General features: G+C 54.3%; 16 protein-coding genes. 6 read left to right on the top strand and 10 right to left on the bottom strand.

The features are described from left to right. The 3 genes from AC2FND_RS15955 to AC2FND_RS15945 all read right to left on the bottom strand — a co-directional run. The coding region (locus AC2FND_RS15955; protein WP_496770807.1) for a M10 family metallopeptidase C-terminal domain-containing protein at positions 1-1848 on the bottom strand (1848 nt) is incomplete at its 3' end. 463 nt (positions 1849-2311) lie between these two features. Continuing rightward, positions 2312-4702 (bottom strand): thiamine pyrophosphate-binding protein, encoded by a 2391-nt coding sequence (locus tag AC2FND_RS15950; protein WP_496770806.1) that lies wholly within the window; start codon positions 4700-4702, stop codon positions 2312-2314. Next, positions 4699-5898, bottom strand: a complete 1200-nt coding sequence (locus AC2FND_RS15945; RefSeq protein WP_496770804.1) for a methionine gamma-lyase — start codon at positions 5896-5898, stop codon at positions 4699-4701. The genes AC2FND_RS15950 and AC2FND_RS15945 overlap by 4 nt, the downstream gene beginning before the upstream one ends. Positions 5899-6013: 115 nt before the next feature. Here AC2FND_RS15945 and AC2FND_RS15940 point away from each other — a divergent pair, with 115 nt between their 5' ends. Continuing rightward, positions 6014-6466 (top strand): Lrp/AsnC family transcriptional regulator, encoded by a 453-nt coding sequence (locus AC2FND_RS15940; RefSeq protein ID WP_496770802.1) that lies wholly within the window; start codon positions 6014-6016, stop codon positions 6464-6466. A 218-nt stretch (positions 6467-6684) separates the two neighbouring features. Here the strand turns inward: AC2FND_RS15940 and AC2FND_RS15935 are convergent, their stop codons facing one another. From AC2FND_RS15935 to AC2FND_RS15910, 6 genes are all read right to left on the bottom strand, one after another. Continuing rightward, a complete protein-coding gene (locus AC2FND_RS15935) occupies positions 6685-7590 on the bottom strand; it encodes an HAD-IIA family hydrolase (protein ID WP_209507089.1) in 906 nt (301 codons plus the stop codon). Next, positions 7587-8402 carry a phosphonate ABC transporter, permease protein PhnE gene (gene phnE, locus AC2FND_RS15930; RefSeq protein ID WP_209597213.1) on the bottom strand — a complete coding sequence of 272 codons (816 nt, stop codon included), beginning with the start codon at positions 8400-8402 and terminating at the stop codon, positions 7587-7589. Before phnE (AC2FND_RS15930) ends, AC2FND_RS15935 begins: the two co-directional genes overlap by 4 nt. Further along, positions 8402-9217 carry a phosphonate ABC transporter, permease protein PhnE gene (gene phnE / locus AC2FND_RS15925; RefSeq protein WP_209507091.1) on the bottom strand — a complete coding sequence of 272 codons (816 nt, stop codon included), beginning with the start codon at positions 9215-9217 and terminating at the stop codon, positions 8402-8404. Before phnE (AC2FND_RS15925) ends, phnE (AC2FND_RS15930) begins: the two co-directional genes overlap by 1 nt. After that, a complete protein-coding gene (gene phnC, locus AC2FND_RS15920) occupies positions 9214-10008 on the bottom strand; it encodes a phosphonate ABC transporter ATP-binding protein (RefSeq protein WP_480487503.1) in 795 nt (264 codons plus the stop codon). Before phnC ends, phnE (AC2FND_RS15925) begins: the two co-directional genes overlap by 4 nt. Positions 10009-10068: 60 nt before the next feature. Continuing rightward, entirely contained in the window at positions 10069-11043 is a 975-nt protein-coding gene (gene phnD / locus AC2FND_RS15915) for a phosphate/phosphite/phosphonate ABC transporter substrate-binding protein (protein WP_496770799.1), read from the bottom strand. Positions 11044-11105: 62 nt separating this feature from the next. Continuing rightward, complete coding sequence (locus tag AC2FND_RS15910; RefSeq protein ID WP_496770797.1) at positions 11106-11915, bottom strand: DeoR/GlpR family DNA-binding transcription regulator; 810 nt, start codon at positions 11913-11915, stop codon at positions 11106-11108. Between the two features lie 223 nt (positions 11916-12138). Between AC2FND_RS15910 and AC2FND_RS15905 the strand changes: the two genes are divergently transcribed. Genes AC2FND_RS15905 through AC2FND_RS15885 form a run of 5 tightly spaced genes read left to right on the top strand, consistent with a single transcriptional unit; the run spans position 12139 to position 17524 of the window. Then, entirely contained in the window at positions 12139-12603 is a 465-nt protein-coding gene (locus AC2FND_RS15905; RefSeq protein ID WP_209507095.1) for an NUDIX hydrolase, read from the top strand. Positions 12604-12662: 59 nt separating this feature from the next. Continuing rightward, positions 12663-13688 carry an ABC transporter substrate-binding protein gene (locus tag AC2FND_RS15900; protein WP_496770795.1) on the top strand — a complete coding sequence of 342 codons (1026 nt, stop codon included), beginning with the start codon at positions 12663-12665 and terminating at the stop codon, positions 13686-13688. Between the two features lie 12 nt (positions 13689-13700). Then, complete coding sequence (locus AC2FND_RS15895) at positions 13701-15905, top strand: ABC transporter permease (RefSeq protein ID WP_496770793.1); 2205 nt, start codon at positions 13701-13703, stop codon at positions 15903-15905. Continuing rightward, positions 15902-16972 (top strand): ABC transporter ATP-binding protein, encoded by a 1071-nt coding sequence (locus AC2FND_RS15890; protein WP_496770791.1) that lies wholly within the window; start codon positions 15902-15904, stop codon positions 16970-16972. The genes AC2FND_RS15895 and AC2FND_RS15890 overlap by 4 nt, the downstream gene beginning before the upstream one ends. Further along, on the top strand, positions 16973-17524 hold the full coding sequence (locus AC2FND_RS15885) for a histidine phosphatase family protein (protein ID WP_496770789.1): 552 nt from the start codon (positions 16973-16975) through the stop codon (positions 17522-17524). It begins immediately after the preceding gene. A gap of 18 nt (positions 17525-17542) precedes the next feature. On the opposite strand, the gene AC2FND_RS15880 is transcribed toward AC2FND_RS15885, so the two are convergent. Next, on the bottom strand, positions 17543-17900 hold a 358-nt coding region (locus tag AC2FND_RS15880; RefSeq protein ID WP_496770788.1), incomplete at its 5' end, for an inositol monophosphatase family protein.

The following is a 17900-nucleotide window of genomic DNA, read 5'->3' as shown; positions in this document are numbered from 1 at the left end:
GTTCTGCCACAGAACCTTGTAGCCACCGCCCGACGCTTCGGCCTGAAGTGCCTGCCAGCCCGGCAGGCTGTCTGGCCCAATTGCATTACCATTATACGACAAGCCGATGGTTCCGTTGATCAGATACTCGCCGCGGGTTGACGACGCGAGTATTACCGATCCGCTGCTCTCGATGTTGGTTGTGACGTGGCCGGTGTGGCCGTCATTGTTCAGATCAACACCATAGAAAACTTCGACATCGACAACATTGGCGATGGTAACGCCGCTTTGGTATTGCCCCGAAGCATCCGTGGTCCATTCGGCATATGACCCGTTGGTGTTCAGCCACAACACCTTGTAGCCACCGCCCGACGCTTCGGCCTGAAGTGCCTGCCAGCCTGCAAGCGAGTTTTGCCCAATAGACTGGCCACCGTAAATCAAAGCAATGTTCGCACTGCCGCCATCCAGCACATAAAGCCCTTGGCTGGCATGTTGTAGCGTTGTTCCCTGAGTATCGATATCTGAAAGCTGCATTGCAGACTTGATATTCGACCGGGCATACTGCTGTAGCCCGTCAAGAAACTGGACCAACTCTACGTCGTCTGCAATCGTGAATGTTGTGCGTGTGACTACATCCAGAAATTCGTACAAGACACCGTTTTCAAAGAATAAATAGTTGCTTATCGCGCTAACGAATCTGACAGTGTCGGTGCCGGTTCCACCCGAAAACGTACCTGCGTTGCTCCGCACAACAGCCAGATCATTGCCCTGGTCCCCAAAGACCTGGTCAGCACCAGTACCTTGGGCCACAAAGATGATATCGTCGCCTTGGCCGCCATAGATGGTGTTGTTGTTGCTTCCGTTGGACAGCGAGTGAATGGTGTCGTTTCCGTCGTTCCCGCGCAAAACATTTTGAGCGGTATTGCCGACAATAGTATCGGCACCAGATCCGCCAGACGCGTTTTCAATCACGACGCCATACGCAATTGTGAAACCACCCTTTATGCCCGCTGCATGTGAAACCAACCCACCACCAGAAACGGAATAATCCAAAGTTGCCGCCCGGAGATCTATATATGCGTTCGAGCCACCGTTATGCTGGATCGTGTCAATTCCACCAGTATCCCAAATGGCTTGGTACCCAGTTCCTGCGACGTTTTCAGAGGGGAGTGTGTAGGTGTTGCCCCCGGAATTGTGCGATGTATTCGCCCCATACATGGCCTGCAACGCGGCGACATCCAAAGCCCCAAGCCCTGTTGAACCACCATATGTGGCATCAGAACGCAGCCACCCGTTTTGTGAAGTCCATCCATCGTTATAGGACATCACGGTGTAGACACCCTGATTGAGGCTCGCCGCCCCAAACGAGTCGAATGGCGACGTTACACCGCTCAACACGGTTGTATCCAAACCGGTGTCATGAGGATGACCCAAGCCAAGGGCGTGACCTAATTCATGAACTAGAGTGGTAAAGAAATACCCGCCCGGATCACCGTTTCCGTTGAAAGAAGCAGTCCAGTATGACGTGTTGAATGCACCATAGGACGTCCCGTTCGATGGCGAATAATGAAATCCCAAAGTCCGAGGGTCTCCAAAGAATGAAGAAGGCGCAATAACCTCAACCAAGTCAGCAAAACCGGATGTGACTTCGACAAAATTAATGTTTGCAACGGCTTCTATTGCGGCCAGCGCCGCACGGAACTCCGCCTTATACTCCGATGACCAAGCCTGTGTATCAGAGAAGTGCCCGAAACTGTAGGAAATCACCGTCGTGGTCGACGGATTCCCGTCACCATATGCATAGGTACCCTGGATAGAGCTGAGCGGAGAACTTACGGAAGGTCTGGGGATTGTCGTTACAGTGGCCATTTTTCTGTCTTAGAAATAGGTGTTGTTGATTGCGCTGAAACTGCTCGAACAAAGTGTTCTTTTTGGGGCAAACGCGTATTGGAGTGTTTCCTGCAAACTACAATATTAACGGCAAATCAAGAATTACCTTCTAGAGGGACAGACTCAATTTTATTAAGCGCATACATGAACAAAAGTATTGTCAAAAAACCGGTAGGATAGCGTGCATAGGCCGACTTGATACACGCAAAATTGATTGTCATGGCGATCCATACCTGCGACAGTTTTGAGCACCTGTAGTGACGGAAGCAAATTCGTACTTATTTCTTCTTTAGTCCCAAACGGCAATTATTCTCAGATCCCAAAAGTTTGGTTCGAACAAGGTGCCTTTAGTTCCGGGCTTTGAACCCAAGCGCGCGCCTGCAGAAAGGGCCCACATACCCGGAGCGTAAGGTGCCTTAGCTGTGACGCCCAATACCGCCGCTCATGTGCGAAGCAAAGCCTTGCCATGGGTCAGACCATTCACCTTCTCCAGGATGGCGTCCGCGTCAATGCAATGGTGCCGATAGAGGTCGCCGATTGTCCCTGTCTGACCAAAATGTTCGACCCCCAATGGGATGGTCTGATGTCCCTGTACCGCACCCAGCCAAGACAATGTCGCGGGGTGTCCGTCGATCACTGTAACCAGCTTGCAGTGGCGCGGCAGACCGGACATCAAAGCTTCGATGTGGGACCGAGCCTTCTGATTGCCGCGCGATCGCGCCCGTTGCGCTGCCGTCCACCCGGCGTTTAGCCTATCTGCCGAAGTCACCGCCAACACGCCAATGTCTTTGCGTCCTTCGCCCATCACGCCAGCGGCTTTGATCGCTTCGGGTGCAACGGCCCCCTGATAAGCGATTACGACCTCGCAATTCGGGCCCGGCTTCCGCAGCCAGTATGCACCATCTATGGCACCTTGACGGAACTCATCGTCCACACGCTTTCCAGGTTGTTCAATCGGGTTTGTCGTCAGGCGCAGATAGACCGAACCGCCTGTTTCGTCCCGCAGCCAGGTGCGTTCGTCCGGTTGTCCTTCGCCGTCACGCTGAAGGTAATCAAAGGCCCATTCCATGATCACTGCCAGTTCATCGGCAAAGGCTGGCTCAAAGGCTGCCAGACCGTCCTGGCTCATCCCGATCAAAGGTGTGCCAATGGATTGATGCGCGCCGCCTTCTGGTGCCAGCGTTATGCCCGAAGGCGTGCCGACCAACATAAAGCGCGCATCCTGATAACAAGCGTAATTGAGCGCATCGAGGCCGCGGCTGACAAAGGGGTCATACACCGTACCGATTGGGATGAGCCGCTTGCCAAACAGGGAATGCGAAAGGCCCGCAGCGCCCAATAGCAACATGAGATTCATCTCGGCGATACCGAGTTCGATATGTTGCCCTTCGGGAGTAAATTCCCATTTTGCCGTCGAAGGGATACGGTGTTCAATGAAAGCGTCGGCTTGCTCGGATCGGGCAAACAGTTTGCGCCGGTTTACCCAAGGGCCAAGGTTTGTTGTGCCTGTGACATCAGGGGACGTCGTCAGGATACGCTCGGCCAATTGGCTGTCGCGCTTCGACAAGTCATCCAAAATCTTGCCGAAAGCCATTTGGGTCGAGATTTCGCGGCTTGTGTCGATGTCAATAGATGGAACATCCAGCTTGTCATCGAAATAGCGTCGCGGACCTTTTGCAAAGAAGGGAACTTTCGACAGAAAATCTTTCAGCGCCTCTGGGTCCGGCACTGCCGAGAGAGGTTCCCATTCCTTGCCGGCAGGCACGCCCATATGTTCTTGCCACGCGACGAACTGGCTGTTGTTCATCAGTCCGCCGTGGTTGTCCTTGTGGCCCGCAATTGGCGTGCCCCATCCCTTGACAGTGTAGGCCAGGAAACAGGTAGGGCGGTCATGTTCGACTGCATCAAAGGTTTGGGCCATGGTCTCGACGCAGTTGCCGCCGAGGTTTTCCATCAATGCAGCGAGTTCGGCATCTGTGCGCCGTTCGATCAGCGCCGTCACATCCCCCTGATCCCCAAGATCGTCCATGAGGCGCTTTCGCCAAACCTCGCCACCCATGAACGTCAGGGCCGAGTATTCCTGGTTCGAGCAGGCATCAATCCAGTCTCGCAGCCGATCACCTCCAGGTTCCTTGAAGGCCGCGCGCTGCAGGACACCATGCTTCACGCGCACAACATCCCATCCAAAGGCATCAAAGATTTTCTCGATCCGTTCGAACAAACCTTCACGAACGATGCCGTCAAGCGACTGCCGGTTGTAGTCGATAATCCACCACGTGTTGCGCAGGCCGTTTTTCCAGCCTTCCTGCAATGCTTCGTATACGTTGCCTTCATCCAGTTCAGCGTCGCCTACAAGAGCCACCATGCGCCCCATCGGGGCATCTGCCCCCCAGTTTTTGGCCTTGACGTAGTCCTGAATGATCGAAGCAAACGAGGTGATCGCGACACCCAAACCTACCGAACCTGTCGAAAAGTCGACATCATCGATATCCTTTGTCCGGCTGGGATAGCTTTGCACGCCGCCAAACCCGCGAAAGTTCTCCATCTTCTCGCGGGTCTGGTTGCCCATAAGGTACTGCATCGCGTGGAAAACCGGTGACGCATGAGGCTTGACCGCAACCCGATCTTCGGGGCGCAAAGCCGAGAAGTAGAGCGCCGTCATGATCGAAACCATCGACGCGGACGACGCTTGATGACCACCAACCTTGATCCCATCTACCTTGGGACGGATATGGTTGGCATGGTGGATCATCCAATGCGACAACCACAGCAAACGCTGTTCGACGATTTTCAGCAGCTTGGGATCATACGGCATGGTGGTCTCCGGGTTCATGCGGCACTGCGGGCAGCGTAGGGCAGAGCTTGCTCCAAATCCGCAAGGATGTCATCAACGTCTTCCAGCCCGACGGAAAGACGGATCAGACCGTCGCTGATCCCATGTTCTGCCCGTTCTTCCGCAGTATAAGTCGAATGAGTCATGGATGCCGGGTGCTGGATCAGGGTTTCTGCATCGCCCAAGGACACGGCGCGTTGGATCATGTTCAGGCGGTTCATGAACTCGATGCCACCGGACAGGCCAGACTTGATTTCAAAGGCGATCATGGCCCCCGGCTGCGACATCTGGCGTTGTGCGACTTCGTGCTGGGCAAAACTCTCAAGCCCCGGGAAATAAACCTCACTGACGGCAGGGTGTGCCTGAAGGTAATCGGCAACCACCTTGGCGGACGCACAGTGACGATCCAATCGCAGGTTCAGTGTCTTCAACCCACGCAGGATCAGCATTGCGTTAAAAGGTGCCATCACTGCGCCTGTCATGTCCTTCATGCCGACCAGCCGGATCTCAGAAATCTGCTCGGCGGTTCCGACCACAAGACCCGCGACCACATCGCCATGCCCGCCCAGATACTTGGTGGCGGAGTGCAGGACGATATCCGCGCCGTGCTCGATCGGGCGGGTCAGATAGGGGCTGGCATATGTATTGTCGACCACAACATGCGCACCAACAGAATGCGCAATTTCTGAACTGGCAGCGATATCCACCAAGCGCATGTTTGGATTGGCTGGGGTTTCAAAATAGACGACGCGGGTTTTTTCGGAAACAGCGGCTTTCAGGTTTGCAGGGTCCGTCATGTCGACATGGGTAATAATGACACCCCATTTTGCCAGCCCGTGGCGCATGAAAGCGAAAGTGCATCCGTATAGCGTTTTGTCGACAATGACTTCGTCACCTGGTGACAGCAGGGTCCAAAGTACGGCGGTAATTGCGCCCATCCCGCTGGAGAGGGCGAGCCCGGCCTCGGCACCTTCCAGCACGGCAATGCGCTTTTCAAGAAGGTCACATGTCGGGTTCGATATTCGGCTATAGATATGGCCTGCGCGCTCACCGGCAAACATTTCCCCGCCAGCCTCTGCGGATTCGAAGGAGAAAGTTGAGGTCAAGTGGAGGGGCGGGGTCAGCGCACCATCGTTTTCAAACGGGTTGTAGGCATGATGAATGGCGCGAGTGGCAAATCCGGTTGTGCGGGTCACGGTGGGCTCCTGAGCTAAGTTGTTATCACTTTGCGCCTTTACTTTGAGCAACGGGTTGCGAATAATGCCAAGTTTAGGACAAGTATTGGCATAATATGCTAAGAATGGAGAGAAGATGGACGCCAAAGACAGGCAGATCATTCGAGCGTTGCAACGGGACGGGCGTATGACGAACCAGGATCTTGCTGATGAGGTCAACCTATCTCCTTCACCGTGTCTGCGGCGGGTCAAAAACCTTGAGGCCAGCGGTGTCATCAAAGGATACAGCGCCGATGTGGACGCTGCCGCATACGGGATGGCGATTACCGTCTTTGTCCGCATCCGGCTTGAGCGGCACAATGAAACAGATGTGCAGAAATTCGAAAAACGCGTTCGGATGATCGATGAAGTTCTAGAATGCCATGTGCTGACCGGCGCAATGGATTACCAGTTGCGGGTATTGGTATCAGACCTCGACGCATACGAGGACTTTATTCGAAACCGAATTCACCCGATCGGCGGAATAGCTTCGATCGACACCAGTTTTGTCTATGGAACAGTCAAGAAAACAGCGGTGTTTCCAGCCTGAGATGGTTTGAGTTCTCGAAAGTGACCCTTAGCATTGAGTTCCAGATTGTTAGGATGCAGAAGAACCAGTATCGAGTTTCCGAGACTATGGGTATTTGCCGTTAGAAAATTCGCCTACTGGATACACCTCCACAAAAGCAACATAATCATCATTACACGCATCTTCTGCAAGTCAACCTGCCCGTACACTCTTCTTAAAATACGCCTTAGTTCGAAATCTCAGGGTCGGGTCACGACAAAATCCGGCACGATCGCTGCTTGTTTGATAGCTTCCTCAACATCATGCCCGGCGAAGAATCCAAAATCCGAGACAAGTGCCGAAGCCACTCCGGCATGACGCGCGCCCAGAATGTCAGTATGCAGACTATCACCCACCATCAGAACGCGGGATTTGTCGACAGGCCCAAGTCGCTTAAAAGCAAGATCATAGATATTGCCGAAAGGCTTTCCATAAAACTGCGGGGTTACGCCCGTCCGGTCGGCCAAACGGTGCGCGAAAAGACCGGGTTCTTTGGAAAAGCCGTACTCACGTGGGGCAACGATGTCCGGGTTGCCAACCAATACCGGGCGGGGTCGGCTTAGCAATGCCGCCTCCAACATCGCCTGCCGGGTTTCGGTCCAGGCGGCTGACCCGATCATCAGAAAACCATCAACAGTTTCGTAGGGTTGCGGATCATCCTCCAGATAGGTTAGTTTCAAATCTTCCAAATCGCGAAGCCCGGCGCTGGGTGTCGCCATCAAACCCCAATGCAGCCCATGTTGACCATTCAGCCCGGACAGCAACGTAGCCCGACTGGTAATCACATCCTGCGGTGCGAAGTCATATCCCAGCCTTGTGTATTTCTCCAACAGCGTGGCGTGGGGAAACCCGGCGGCATTCGACACCACCAGGACACGTTTGCCCGCAGCCGTTAGTGACTTGATCCGTTCCGGCGTATCGGGGATCGCCGTTTCTCCGATATTGAGAACCCCGAACGCATCCAGCAGAAACACGTCGAACTCATCCATAACTTCGGAAAGGGTCTCGATACGACGATAATTCACGTCGTTCGGTTCAATATCTGGAAGGCGGTGCCGGACGGCTTCGTAAGCCTTAAATGCCTCCTGCGCTGAGAATCCGGTCAAATGATCGCTCCTCGTACTTTTGCCGAAACCCACTCGCTGATCATGACTGCAAGAAGAATTACAATCAGGATAAGGCTGACTTGCGGCCACGCCAGAACATTAAGCGAGGCCGAAAGCTGCAACCCGATACCGCCGGCACCAACCAGCCCAAGCACAGTGGACTCGCGAATGTTGATGTCCCAACGAAAGACTGCAATTCCGGCAAAAGCAGGCAGGATTTGCGGAACAATCCCATACGCCATGACTTGCCACCGCGAAGCACCGGTGGCTGTGATCGCCTCGACCTGACCGTGATCAATCTCTTCAATCGCTTCATAAAGAAGTTTGGCGCAGAACCCGATTGAACGGATGGCGATCGCTATGACACCGGCAAACACACCCGGTCCAATGATAGCGATCAATAGCAGCGCCCAGATCAGCGAGTTGATTGAGCGGGTCGAAACAATGACCAACAAGGCAATGGGGCGGATGAACAACGCCGACGGGGTAGTGTTGCGGGCCGCCAAAAAGGCAACCGGCACAGCCATGCACAGAGCGATGATCGTGCCCAGAGTAGCAATGTTCAGGGTATCCCAGATCGGGCGTCCCAACTGGGTGATATAGTCCCATTTGGGTGGCGTTGCGCGGGTCCAGATATCGTTGGCGATACGGGGCGCGTCCCAGACGAAAAACCAGGTTGTCGATTGCGAAATGAGCTGCCAACAGTAGACAAAAACCGCTACTCCCAGAAGCCATCCAAACCAGCGAACCAGGCTTTGGCCGGTCGTCCGCCTGCGCCAGATTTGTGTATCGTCGCGTTCAAGAACCGGCATTACTGAACCCTCGCGCGGATAATTCCCGAAAGGTATTCGAGGGCCATGACGATCCCGATGATAAGGATCAGAATGGCGGCGGCAGTGTCGTATTCATATCGATCAAACGCGGTGTTCAGTGTCGCGCCAATGCCGCCTGCCCCCACCAACCCGAGAATAGCGCTTTCCCGGAAATTGATATCGATCCGATACATGGACAGACCCACAAGTCTAGGCATGATCTGAGGCTGAACCCCGTAGTTGATCCATTGCAGCCATCGTGCACCAGAGGCCTGGATCGCCTCAGCCTGAACTTTGTCCATCGCTTCGATATCTTCGGCCAAAAGCTTGGAAAGAAACCCAATGGTTGCGAAAGACAGCGTCAAAAATCCTGCCAGCGGGCCAAAGCCAAAGATGGCCACAAGCAAAATTGCAACGATAATTTCCTGCAATGCCCGGCTCAGCGCGACAATGCCGCGACACATTATGTAGATTGGCAACGGGGCGATATTACGTGCAGCCCCCAATCCAATCGGGATCGAAATCAGGATACCAACAACCGACGCGGCCACGGTCATCACAATGCTTTCCAGAAGGCCGGCCCAGATATCTGACCACCGTGAAATGAAATCCGGGCTGGTAAAGGCAAGGACGAACGCCCATCCCCTGTCCAGTCCCTCATAGACCCTGCCCCAATCAACATCGATGGTCATGAACGCCGCAATCAGGTAAGCGAAGAACCCCAGTATCAATGCCCTGCGCAACAACGTGTTTTTGATAAAGGCCGGTTTGCGCCAGCCTTTTCCCAGCATGTCGTCAAGTTCTCGATGGCTCATTCTGCGGCCTCGACATCTTCATCCTCATCCACTTTTTCGATGGTCGCTTCCCAGTCTTCCTCGCCGTAAATCTCGGTCAGCTTTTCCGGGGTGAGCCCTGTTGGAAGACCATCAAACACAATTTCGCCAAAGCGGAGGCCCACGACACGCGGAACGAACATCTGGGCTAGAGCCACGTCATGGATGTTGATGATGGCCGCCAGCCCGCGCTCCTGACACAACTCGGTGATCAGCCGCATGATCTGTCGACTGGTCTTCGGATCCAGCGACGCGGTCGGTTCATCGACCAGCAACAACTTTGGGTCCTGGATCAGGGCGCGGCAGATACCGACCCTTTGGCGTTGACCACCCGACAACTCGTCCGCGCGTTTGTCAGCCATATGCAACAGCCCCACCCGGTCCAGCAGGCGGAAAGCCTCGTCCACATCCGACTGCGGATACCGCCGCAGAAAGCTGCGCCAGAATCCCACATACCCCAACCGACCGGACAATACGTTTTCCATCACGGTGAGGCGTTCGACCAGGGCATACTCCTGAAAGATCATACCCATTTCGCGGCGTGCTTTCCGCAACGCACCCGATCCGAGTTTGGTCAGGTCCATGTCATCCAGAAGAACACCGCCACTTGTAGGTTCAACCAAGCGGTTGATGCAACGGATCATGGTCGATTTCCCCGCGCCCGAGGGTCCAATCAGTGCAAGCACCTGCCCTTTGGGTACCTCAAGATCGATGGCCTTCAGTGCCTGATCTCCGGTCTTGTAGGTTTTCGTCAGCTTTTGAAGACGCAGCATAAATTGCCCCCGATTAGGGTGATTAGCGGGCCTTTTCAGGCCCGCTGGATTAAGCAAGACTTATTGGCAGGCGTAGGAGACGCCGTTTGCCGCGTCAATTTTGCGAATGACGTCCCAGAATTCCTGGTAAGTCATCTCAAGAAATTGGCCTTCGTTCGACTTGGAAAACTCCGCTTCAAGCGTCGTCCCTTCCCACTCGAAATTGAAAAACGCATTGCGGATTTTCTCCTGCAATTCGGGCGTCAGGTTGTAAACGGTTCCAAACCCTGTGGTCGGGAAGGTCTGCGACTTGTAGATCGTAACGACATCATCTTCCTTGATCACATCGCGCGAGATCATCCGGGATTTAACGGAGTTCGCAATTGAGGCCGCCAAGTAATCCTTGTTTGCCACACCCAGGATCGAGTTGTCATGCTTGCCCGAATAGACGGGTTCGAAATCGCGATCGGGCAGAAGATCGAAGTCACTTTTCAGGATCGCCGACGGTGCTTTGAAGCCCGAGTTGGAGGTGGGCGACGTAAACGCAAGTTGCTTGCCTTTGATATCCTCGACCTTTTCGATGCCCGAGCCTGGATAGGTGATGATCTCCATTTCATAACCGAAGTTACCGTCTTTTGAGGCCATGATCGTAAACGGACGGAACCCGGCACAGTTTACCGCAAGTGGGTTGGACCCGGTGTTGAAGCCTGCAATATGCAAACGCCCCGAACGCATCGCCTCGATCTGGGCCGCGTTGTTTTGAACGGGAAAAAAGACAACGTCCTTGCCAGTTTCCGCTTTCAAATGGTCTAGAAAATCCGACCACGCGGTTTTGTATACCGCGGGATCTTCTACCGGCGTATAGGCAAAAATCAGGGTGTCAGGATCAATTTGCTGGGAAGGATCTGTGGGGATATCCGCAATCAAATCCCCGTCGACGTCGCAAAACCGCTCGTCGAGATCACCCCTCGGGCAATCTTGCGCCGAAGCTGTCCCTGAAAGCGACATGAGCGCAAATGCCGATGCCCCAACCAATAATCTGATGTCTATCTTCATGTTTTCCTCCCAGTTATGCGCGGTTTTTTTTGCAGTCCGCTGTTTGTCACTCATATCAGTGTTTACGGGGCGACGAGAACATCGACCTCGGCACCGTTGATCGCGTTAAGCAACTCTCCTGTTGGTTTCGTGTCGGAAACTATGGAATCCAGGTTGATCAGGTCTCCGACCTGAGACAGGCCTTTACGGCCAAATTTTCCTGAATCGATTAAAAGATGTCGATTTGCTGCGCGCGTCAGCATCATTCTTTTGACAGCCGCAAAGCCGCGCACGGTTTCTGAAGGGCCTTCGGTCGAAAAACCTGATGAGCCGATCATGCATCTGTCGACATTGAACCGAGACAGAAATTCCAGCGTTTCGGTTCCAATCGTCGCAGATTCGGTTGCCAGATATTCTCCTGGACAAAGCAAAACCTCGGCAGCCCCATGGCCGAGGGTCATTGCCACCGGAATGGAATTTGTAATCACTGTGCAAGGAGTGCCGAGATAAGCCAATGCACGGGCCATCTCGATTGTGGTCGAACCGGAATCGATCATGACTGTTTCACCGTCGCGCACCAACCCTGCCGCGCTGATTCCTATGCGTTCGCGCTCCTCAATTCGCGCGTTGGCCCGCTCGTCCAGACCTGGATAATGCCCTTGCGCCGGGGCTGATGCCCCTCCGTGCGCGCGTGCGATCAGGCCGTCATTCGACAGAGCGTCGAAATCCCTGCGCACCGTCTCGTTAGAGACGTTGAAACGCTGGGCCAATTCATTGATGCGAACGTGTGGGCGAAGCTTCAACTCCAGCAGTATTTGCTGGCGCCGGTCGGATTTCTTTACCCTACCCCGTCCCTTTTCAATCGTTTTGGCACGTGTTTTCGTTTTGGACATCCAACAACCCAATCAGGTTTCAAACCCCACTTTTGTGGGATTTCGGGCATAATGCAATAATTTTTGTTGCATAACCCTCAGTAGGTTGTGACAATTCGGAAGAGTCCAAAGCGCAAAGCAAGAATGATGAATTGAACCGGTTCAAAGTGAAAACCTAAGGACCACCATTAACGACTGAAGGTTATTCTGGGCGCGCTTTTGATACCGTGTCATTGAGGGCAGCATGAGCGACGGCGACATAACAGACCAGATTGCAGCACTTCCGATGCGCTGGGACAGGGATGGAAAACTGCACGTTCTGATGGTGACTTCGCGCGATACAGGGCGGTGGGTCATCCCAAAAGGTTGGTTGATGGAAGGAAAGAAACCCTGGCATGCCGCTGAAATTGAAGCACTGGAAGAAGCAGGTGCTGTCGGGGCAATCTCGAAACAGCCAATTGGTCATTTTTTCTATGACAAGCGCTTTGAGGGCGCGAGTAGCGTTCGCTGCCGCGTTACTCTCTATCCCATGGTCGTTGAAAAGTTGAAACGGCGTTGGAAAGAACGGGACGAACGGACGCGTCATTGGTTTTCACCAGGGAAAGCGGCAAAGCTGGTGGAAGAAAGAGATCTCTCAAGTTTTTTGAAAAATCTGACAAGCGACCAGAACGCCCAGTCTGTCATTAACAAGCTACGAAAAGCTGGATGAGAAAGCGCCTGACAAAATCAAAGATACTGGGCGCGCAATTACCAAAGGGAGGAAGGATAATGAAAAAAATTACATCCACGGCCGTCGGGTCGCTGATTGCAATAGCCGCGTCTGTGTCGGCAGCGCAGGCAGACAAGCTGACACTCTATTGCTCGGCGCAGGAAGACTGGTGCCAACTCATGGCGCGCAGTTTCGAAGATGCAACGGGCATCGACGTCAACATGACGCGTAAGTCGTCAGGCGAAACCTTTGCTCAGATTCGTGCCGAAAGCTCGAACCCGAAAGGAGACGTTTGGTGGGGCGGCACGGGTGATCCGCATTTGCAGGCCGCCGAAGAGGGCCTGACAATGGAATACATGTCGCCAATGCGCGACCAGCTTCATGATTGGGCAATTTCCCAAGCCGAAAGTGCCGGAAACAGAACGATCGGCATTTATTCCGGCGCACTTGGGTATGGCTATAACGCAGACCTGCTGGCGGCCAATAACCTACCCGAACCCGCCTGTTGGAAAGACCTGCTAAAGCCTGAATACAAGGGTCACGTTCAGATGGCCAACCCGAACTCGTCTGGTACGGCCTATACAACGCTGGCCTCGATGGTGCAGATCTTTGGCGAGGATGAAGGTTTTGAGTTCATGAAAGGCCTGCATTCGAATATCAACCAGTATACAAAATCCGGATCTGCACCAATCAAAGCAGCCGGTCGAGGCGAGAACACGATTGGCATCGTCTTCATGCATGATGCGGTAAAGCAGGCTGTATCGGGTTTCCCGATCAAGGTAGTCGCGCCATGCGAGGGTACCGGATACGAAATTGGCTCGATGTCCATTATTGAAGGCGCCCGCAACGAGGAAGAGGCGAAGAAATTCTATGACTGGGCGCTGTCGCCCGAGGCGCAGAACCTTGCTCTTCAGGTCAGCGCGTTTCAGGTGCCATCGAACAAGAGCGCAGAAACGTCGGAAAGCGCGCCTGACATGAGTCAGATCAAGCTGATTGACTATGACTTCAAAAAGTATGGTTCCTCAGACGAACGCAAGCGTCTGTTACAGAAATGGGACGAGGAAGTTTCGGTTCTGCCGCAGTAAATGACTGATAATATGTCAAAAACGACCCATCCGGTCCTGATCTTCTGGATCATCGCCGGGTGGGTCGGATTCTGCCTGCTGCCATGGTACATGGTGGACGGCGGGCTATGGTCGTTCGAGTGGCTTTTGGACGGCTACCCCTTCGACCAGGATTACTCCCCGGCAGCGTTTCTGATTGGACAAGGTGAGAAGCTTTGGCTCGCTCCACTCCTGATCGCGCTCGCTCTTCCGCTACTGGTGTTGAAGCGCGCCAAGTCTGACCCGCTTTATGCCCGCATTCTGATCCTTTCCGGCGCGCTCGGCTTCGGCTGGCTGATCGCACAGGGCTTCGGCATTGGCATCCGAGGCTTCAACTTCGATTGGCTGGAATCGCTGTTTGGCGAGCTTGGCGACCGTCAGTACGGAATGGGCTATGGCGCAATGATCTGCGCATCAAGCTTTCTGTTCCTGCTTACTCAGGGCATCGCGGCCAGAGGCGCGATTAATGGTGATGTCTTTGTCGTCAGTGCTATCGGCGGCGTGATTACAATTGTCACCGCGTTTGTCTTTTTTCCGATCGCCAAGATGCTTTTCGCCGCCTTCATCACCGAAGATGGCGCATATTCCATTGCTGTCTTCTTTTCAAAGTTCTTTGATGCCCGGCTTTGGGGGTTGGGGTGTTTTTATGGTGCCAGATGCGGCGCGGCATGGAACTCGCTGTTTCTTGCCATCCTGGTTGGCTTCGTCACGACTGCCCTGGGTTTGTGCTTTGCACTGGTCGTGAGCCGCTCGGGTTTCCGCTACAAACGCGTGCTGCGGGCTTTGACTGTTCTTCCGATCATCACCCCGCCATTTGTGATTGGCCTCGCGCTGATCCTGCTTTTTGGTCTGTCAGGCTCGGTCACACGGTTCGTCGCCGAGCTGTTCGGCACGCAGCCAACGCGCTGGCTGTACGGAATGCCAGGCATATTCATCGCACAGGCCCTTGCATTCACGCCCATTGCATTCCTCGTTCTTATCGGCGTGGTGGAAGGCGTCTCGCCATCTATGGAGGAAGCGGCCCAGACTCTCCGCGCCAGCAGATGGCAAACGTTCAGGACAGTGTCCCTGCCCCTGATGCGCCCCGGTCTTGCCAATGCATTTCTTTTGGGCTTCATCGAAAGCATGGCCGACTTCGGAAACCCGCTTGTTCTGGGTGGGAATTTCGACGTTCTATCGACCGAGATTTTCTTTGCCATCGTCGGGGCGCAATATGACCAAGGACGGGCCGCCGTTCTGGCCATGGTATTGCTGTTTTTTACTCTTTCGGCCTTTTACGCACAGCGTGTTTGGCTGGGCAAGAAAAGCTATACCACCGTAACAGGCAAAGGCGACGCAGGCGTGCACCCTTTGATGCCTACGGGTCTTTCTGTTCCAGTGCTGGTAATCGCTCTTGGCTGGGCGGTGTTCACGATCATTGTCTATGCAATGATCATCTACGGCAGTGTGGTCGAGCTTTGGGGGGTCAATAACTCCCTGACCCTAAAACACTACGTCACGGCATTCTCTGTTCGATTTGAAGAAGAGGGCATTCGTTGGACCGGCGCCGCGTGGGACAGCTTCTGGACTACCATAACCATTGCGGCGATTGCTGCGCCTCTGACGGCAGCGGTTGGGTTGGTCACGGCTTACCTATTGACCCGGCAAAGCTTTGCGGGAAAGAACGCTTTCGAGTTTGGGACCATGCTGTCCTTTGCAATCCCCGGTACGGTGATTGGTGTCAGCTATATTCTTGCCTTCAACGTTCCGCCCATCGAGATAACCGGCACAGGCGTTATCCTTGTTATCAGCTTCATATTCCGCAACATGCCGGTTGGGGTCCGTGCGGGCATCGCCAGCATGTCGCAACTTGACCGCAGTCTTGATGAATCATCGCTGACCCTTGGCGCAAACTCGTGGCAGACATTTCGTCGTATCATTCTGCCGCTGCTACGCCCCGCGATACTGGCCGCGCTTGTTTACAGCTTTGTCCGCGCGATGACGGCGATCTCGGCTGTGATCTTTCTGGTCAGCGCCGAATACGACATGGCAACCAGCTATATCATCGGGCGGGTCGAGAATAACGACTATGGTCTCGCCATTGCTTATTCGACGACGCTAATCTTCGTGATGCTGGCAGCGGTCGGGTTATTGCAAATTCTCGTCGGTCGGGTCCAGATCGGTCGGCGCACACAGAGCACAACGGAGACACCCTCATGACCGACAACAAAATCGGTTCCAAGGCCGCCCCGGTATTATTTGAGAACGTGTCGAAAGTGTTCGGCAAAAATGTTGTTGCTGTTGATAACATTAACCTTCATGTCGAAGCGGGAAAACTGGTCACGTTGCTTGGCCCATCAGGCTGTGGGAAAACAACGACGTTGCGCATGATCGCCGGGTTAGAGATGGCAAGCTCTGGCAAGATTATGATTGGCGACCGGGACGTCACCAAACTGCCCGCAACAGACCGCGACGTATCAATGGTGTTTCAATCATACGCGCTGTTTCCCCACATGAGCGTGCTGGAGAACGTAATGTACGGCCTCACATTCTCGGGCTTTGCCAAGGATGAGGCTCGCAGCCGCGCCTTGCATGGCTTGCAATTGGTAGGACTCAAGGGGTTCGACAATCGCCTTCCCTCCGAACTCTCGGGTGGTCAGCAACAACGTGTCGCCGTCGCGCGAGCGCTGGTTCTTGAACCACAGGTTCTGCTGTTTGACGAGCCGCTATCCAACCTTGATGCCAAGCTGCGACGCCAGGTGCGCGAGGATATCCGGGCCATTCAGCAAGACCTTGGATTGACGGTTGTCTATGTCACCCACGATCAGGAAGAGGCCTTGGCCGTCTCGGACGAGATTGTTGTGATGCGGAACGCCGCGATCGCTCAGATGGGTACACCTCGCGAGCTTTATGACGCCCCGAATGACCGGTTTGTTGCCGATTTCATAGGCGAGGCAAACCTGCTCAACTGTCAGATCGTTTCAACAGACGGTGATACTGCTACAATCGAGATCGAAGGTTACCGCCAAACTTTGCCGCGCCGCGGTTTGACCAATGGGCCCGCGACCATCGCTGTACGACCCTCGCGCCTCGTGATTGGTTCTGATGACGGCATCGCCGCTACAGTGGCCAAGGCAACCTATGTTGGCGTGAGGATGGAATACACACTGACCGGCGCATTTGGTCAGGTTTTTGCGGTCCACGACGATGTTGATGCACCGCTTGCACCGGGTACCGAAATCTCGATGGGGTTTGCCGACAAAGGACCGGTACTTCTGCCTGACTAGATGCCGAATTTACTTATCATCACTCACCCCGAGGTCGTTATTGATCCGGATACCCCCATTACGGAATGGGGTCTGAACGCGACAGGTCGCCGGCGCGCCGTAGCCTTTGCCGCCAGTGAAGTTATGGCCAATGTCACCCACGTCTGGGCCAGCAGCGAACGAAAGGCTCGCGACACTGGTGAGATTTTGGCCGCACCTTTGGGGTTGCCTCTAAATATTCACCCGGATCTTGGTGAGAATGATCGGAGTGCCACTGGTTTCCTGCCACGGGAAAAGTTCGAGGTGGCCGCCGACGCATTTTTCGCCCAGCCGGAGATTAGCTTTCGCGGTTGGGAAACTGCGGCCGACGCGCAGAGGCGCATTCGTCGGACAGTGTCGGAGATCATTCGTGCCCACGGCACCGGAGACCTCGCTATCGTTACACATGGTGTGGTCGGGACATTGTTGTGGTGTGAGCTTTCCGGAAATCCGATTGACCGCCAGTACGATCAACCGTCACAAGGCCATTATTGGCAGGCTAGCCTGACAACTCTACGACCTTTTTCCACTTAGTTGCCAATGGCCTAGACGTTAAGCACCCCAAGCGTTCTCTGCGATTTCCAGCAAGCTTTCAAATACGTCTGGTGTGCCGACGATCACGCGCCCACCGTCGCGGATCATCGCGTCGGCGTCTTGATCTTCGACGACACCGCCCGCTTCCGCGACCAGCAGTTGTCCGGCCAGACAATCCCAAGCGTTCATGTGTTCTTCCACATAACCCAGAAGTCGCCCGGCTGCGACATAGGCCAATGACAACGCCCCGCTGGCGTTTCTGTGAAACATGGAACCGCGCTCGATCAGTTCTGCGACCACAGGCACGACGTGGCGAGTTTCGATCCGGTTAGAATATCCGACAGAAACCGTCCCGTCCTGAAGAGCCACGCCAGAG

This window comes from Ruegeria sp. BHSB056, from assembly GCF_059613305.1.
The sequence above is the reverse complement of the archived record's forward strand: the minus strand, read 5'-3'. Positions and strand labels throughout refer to the sequence as shown.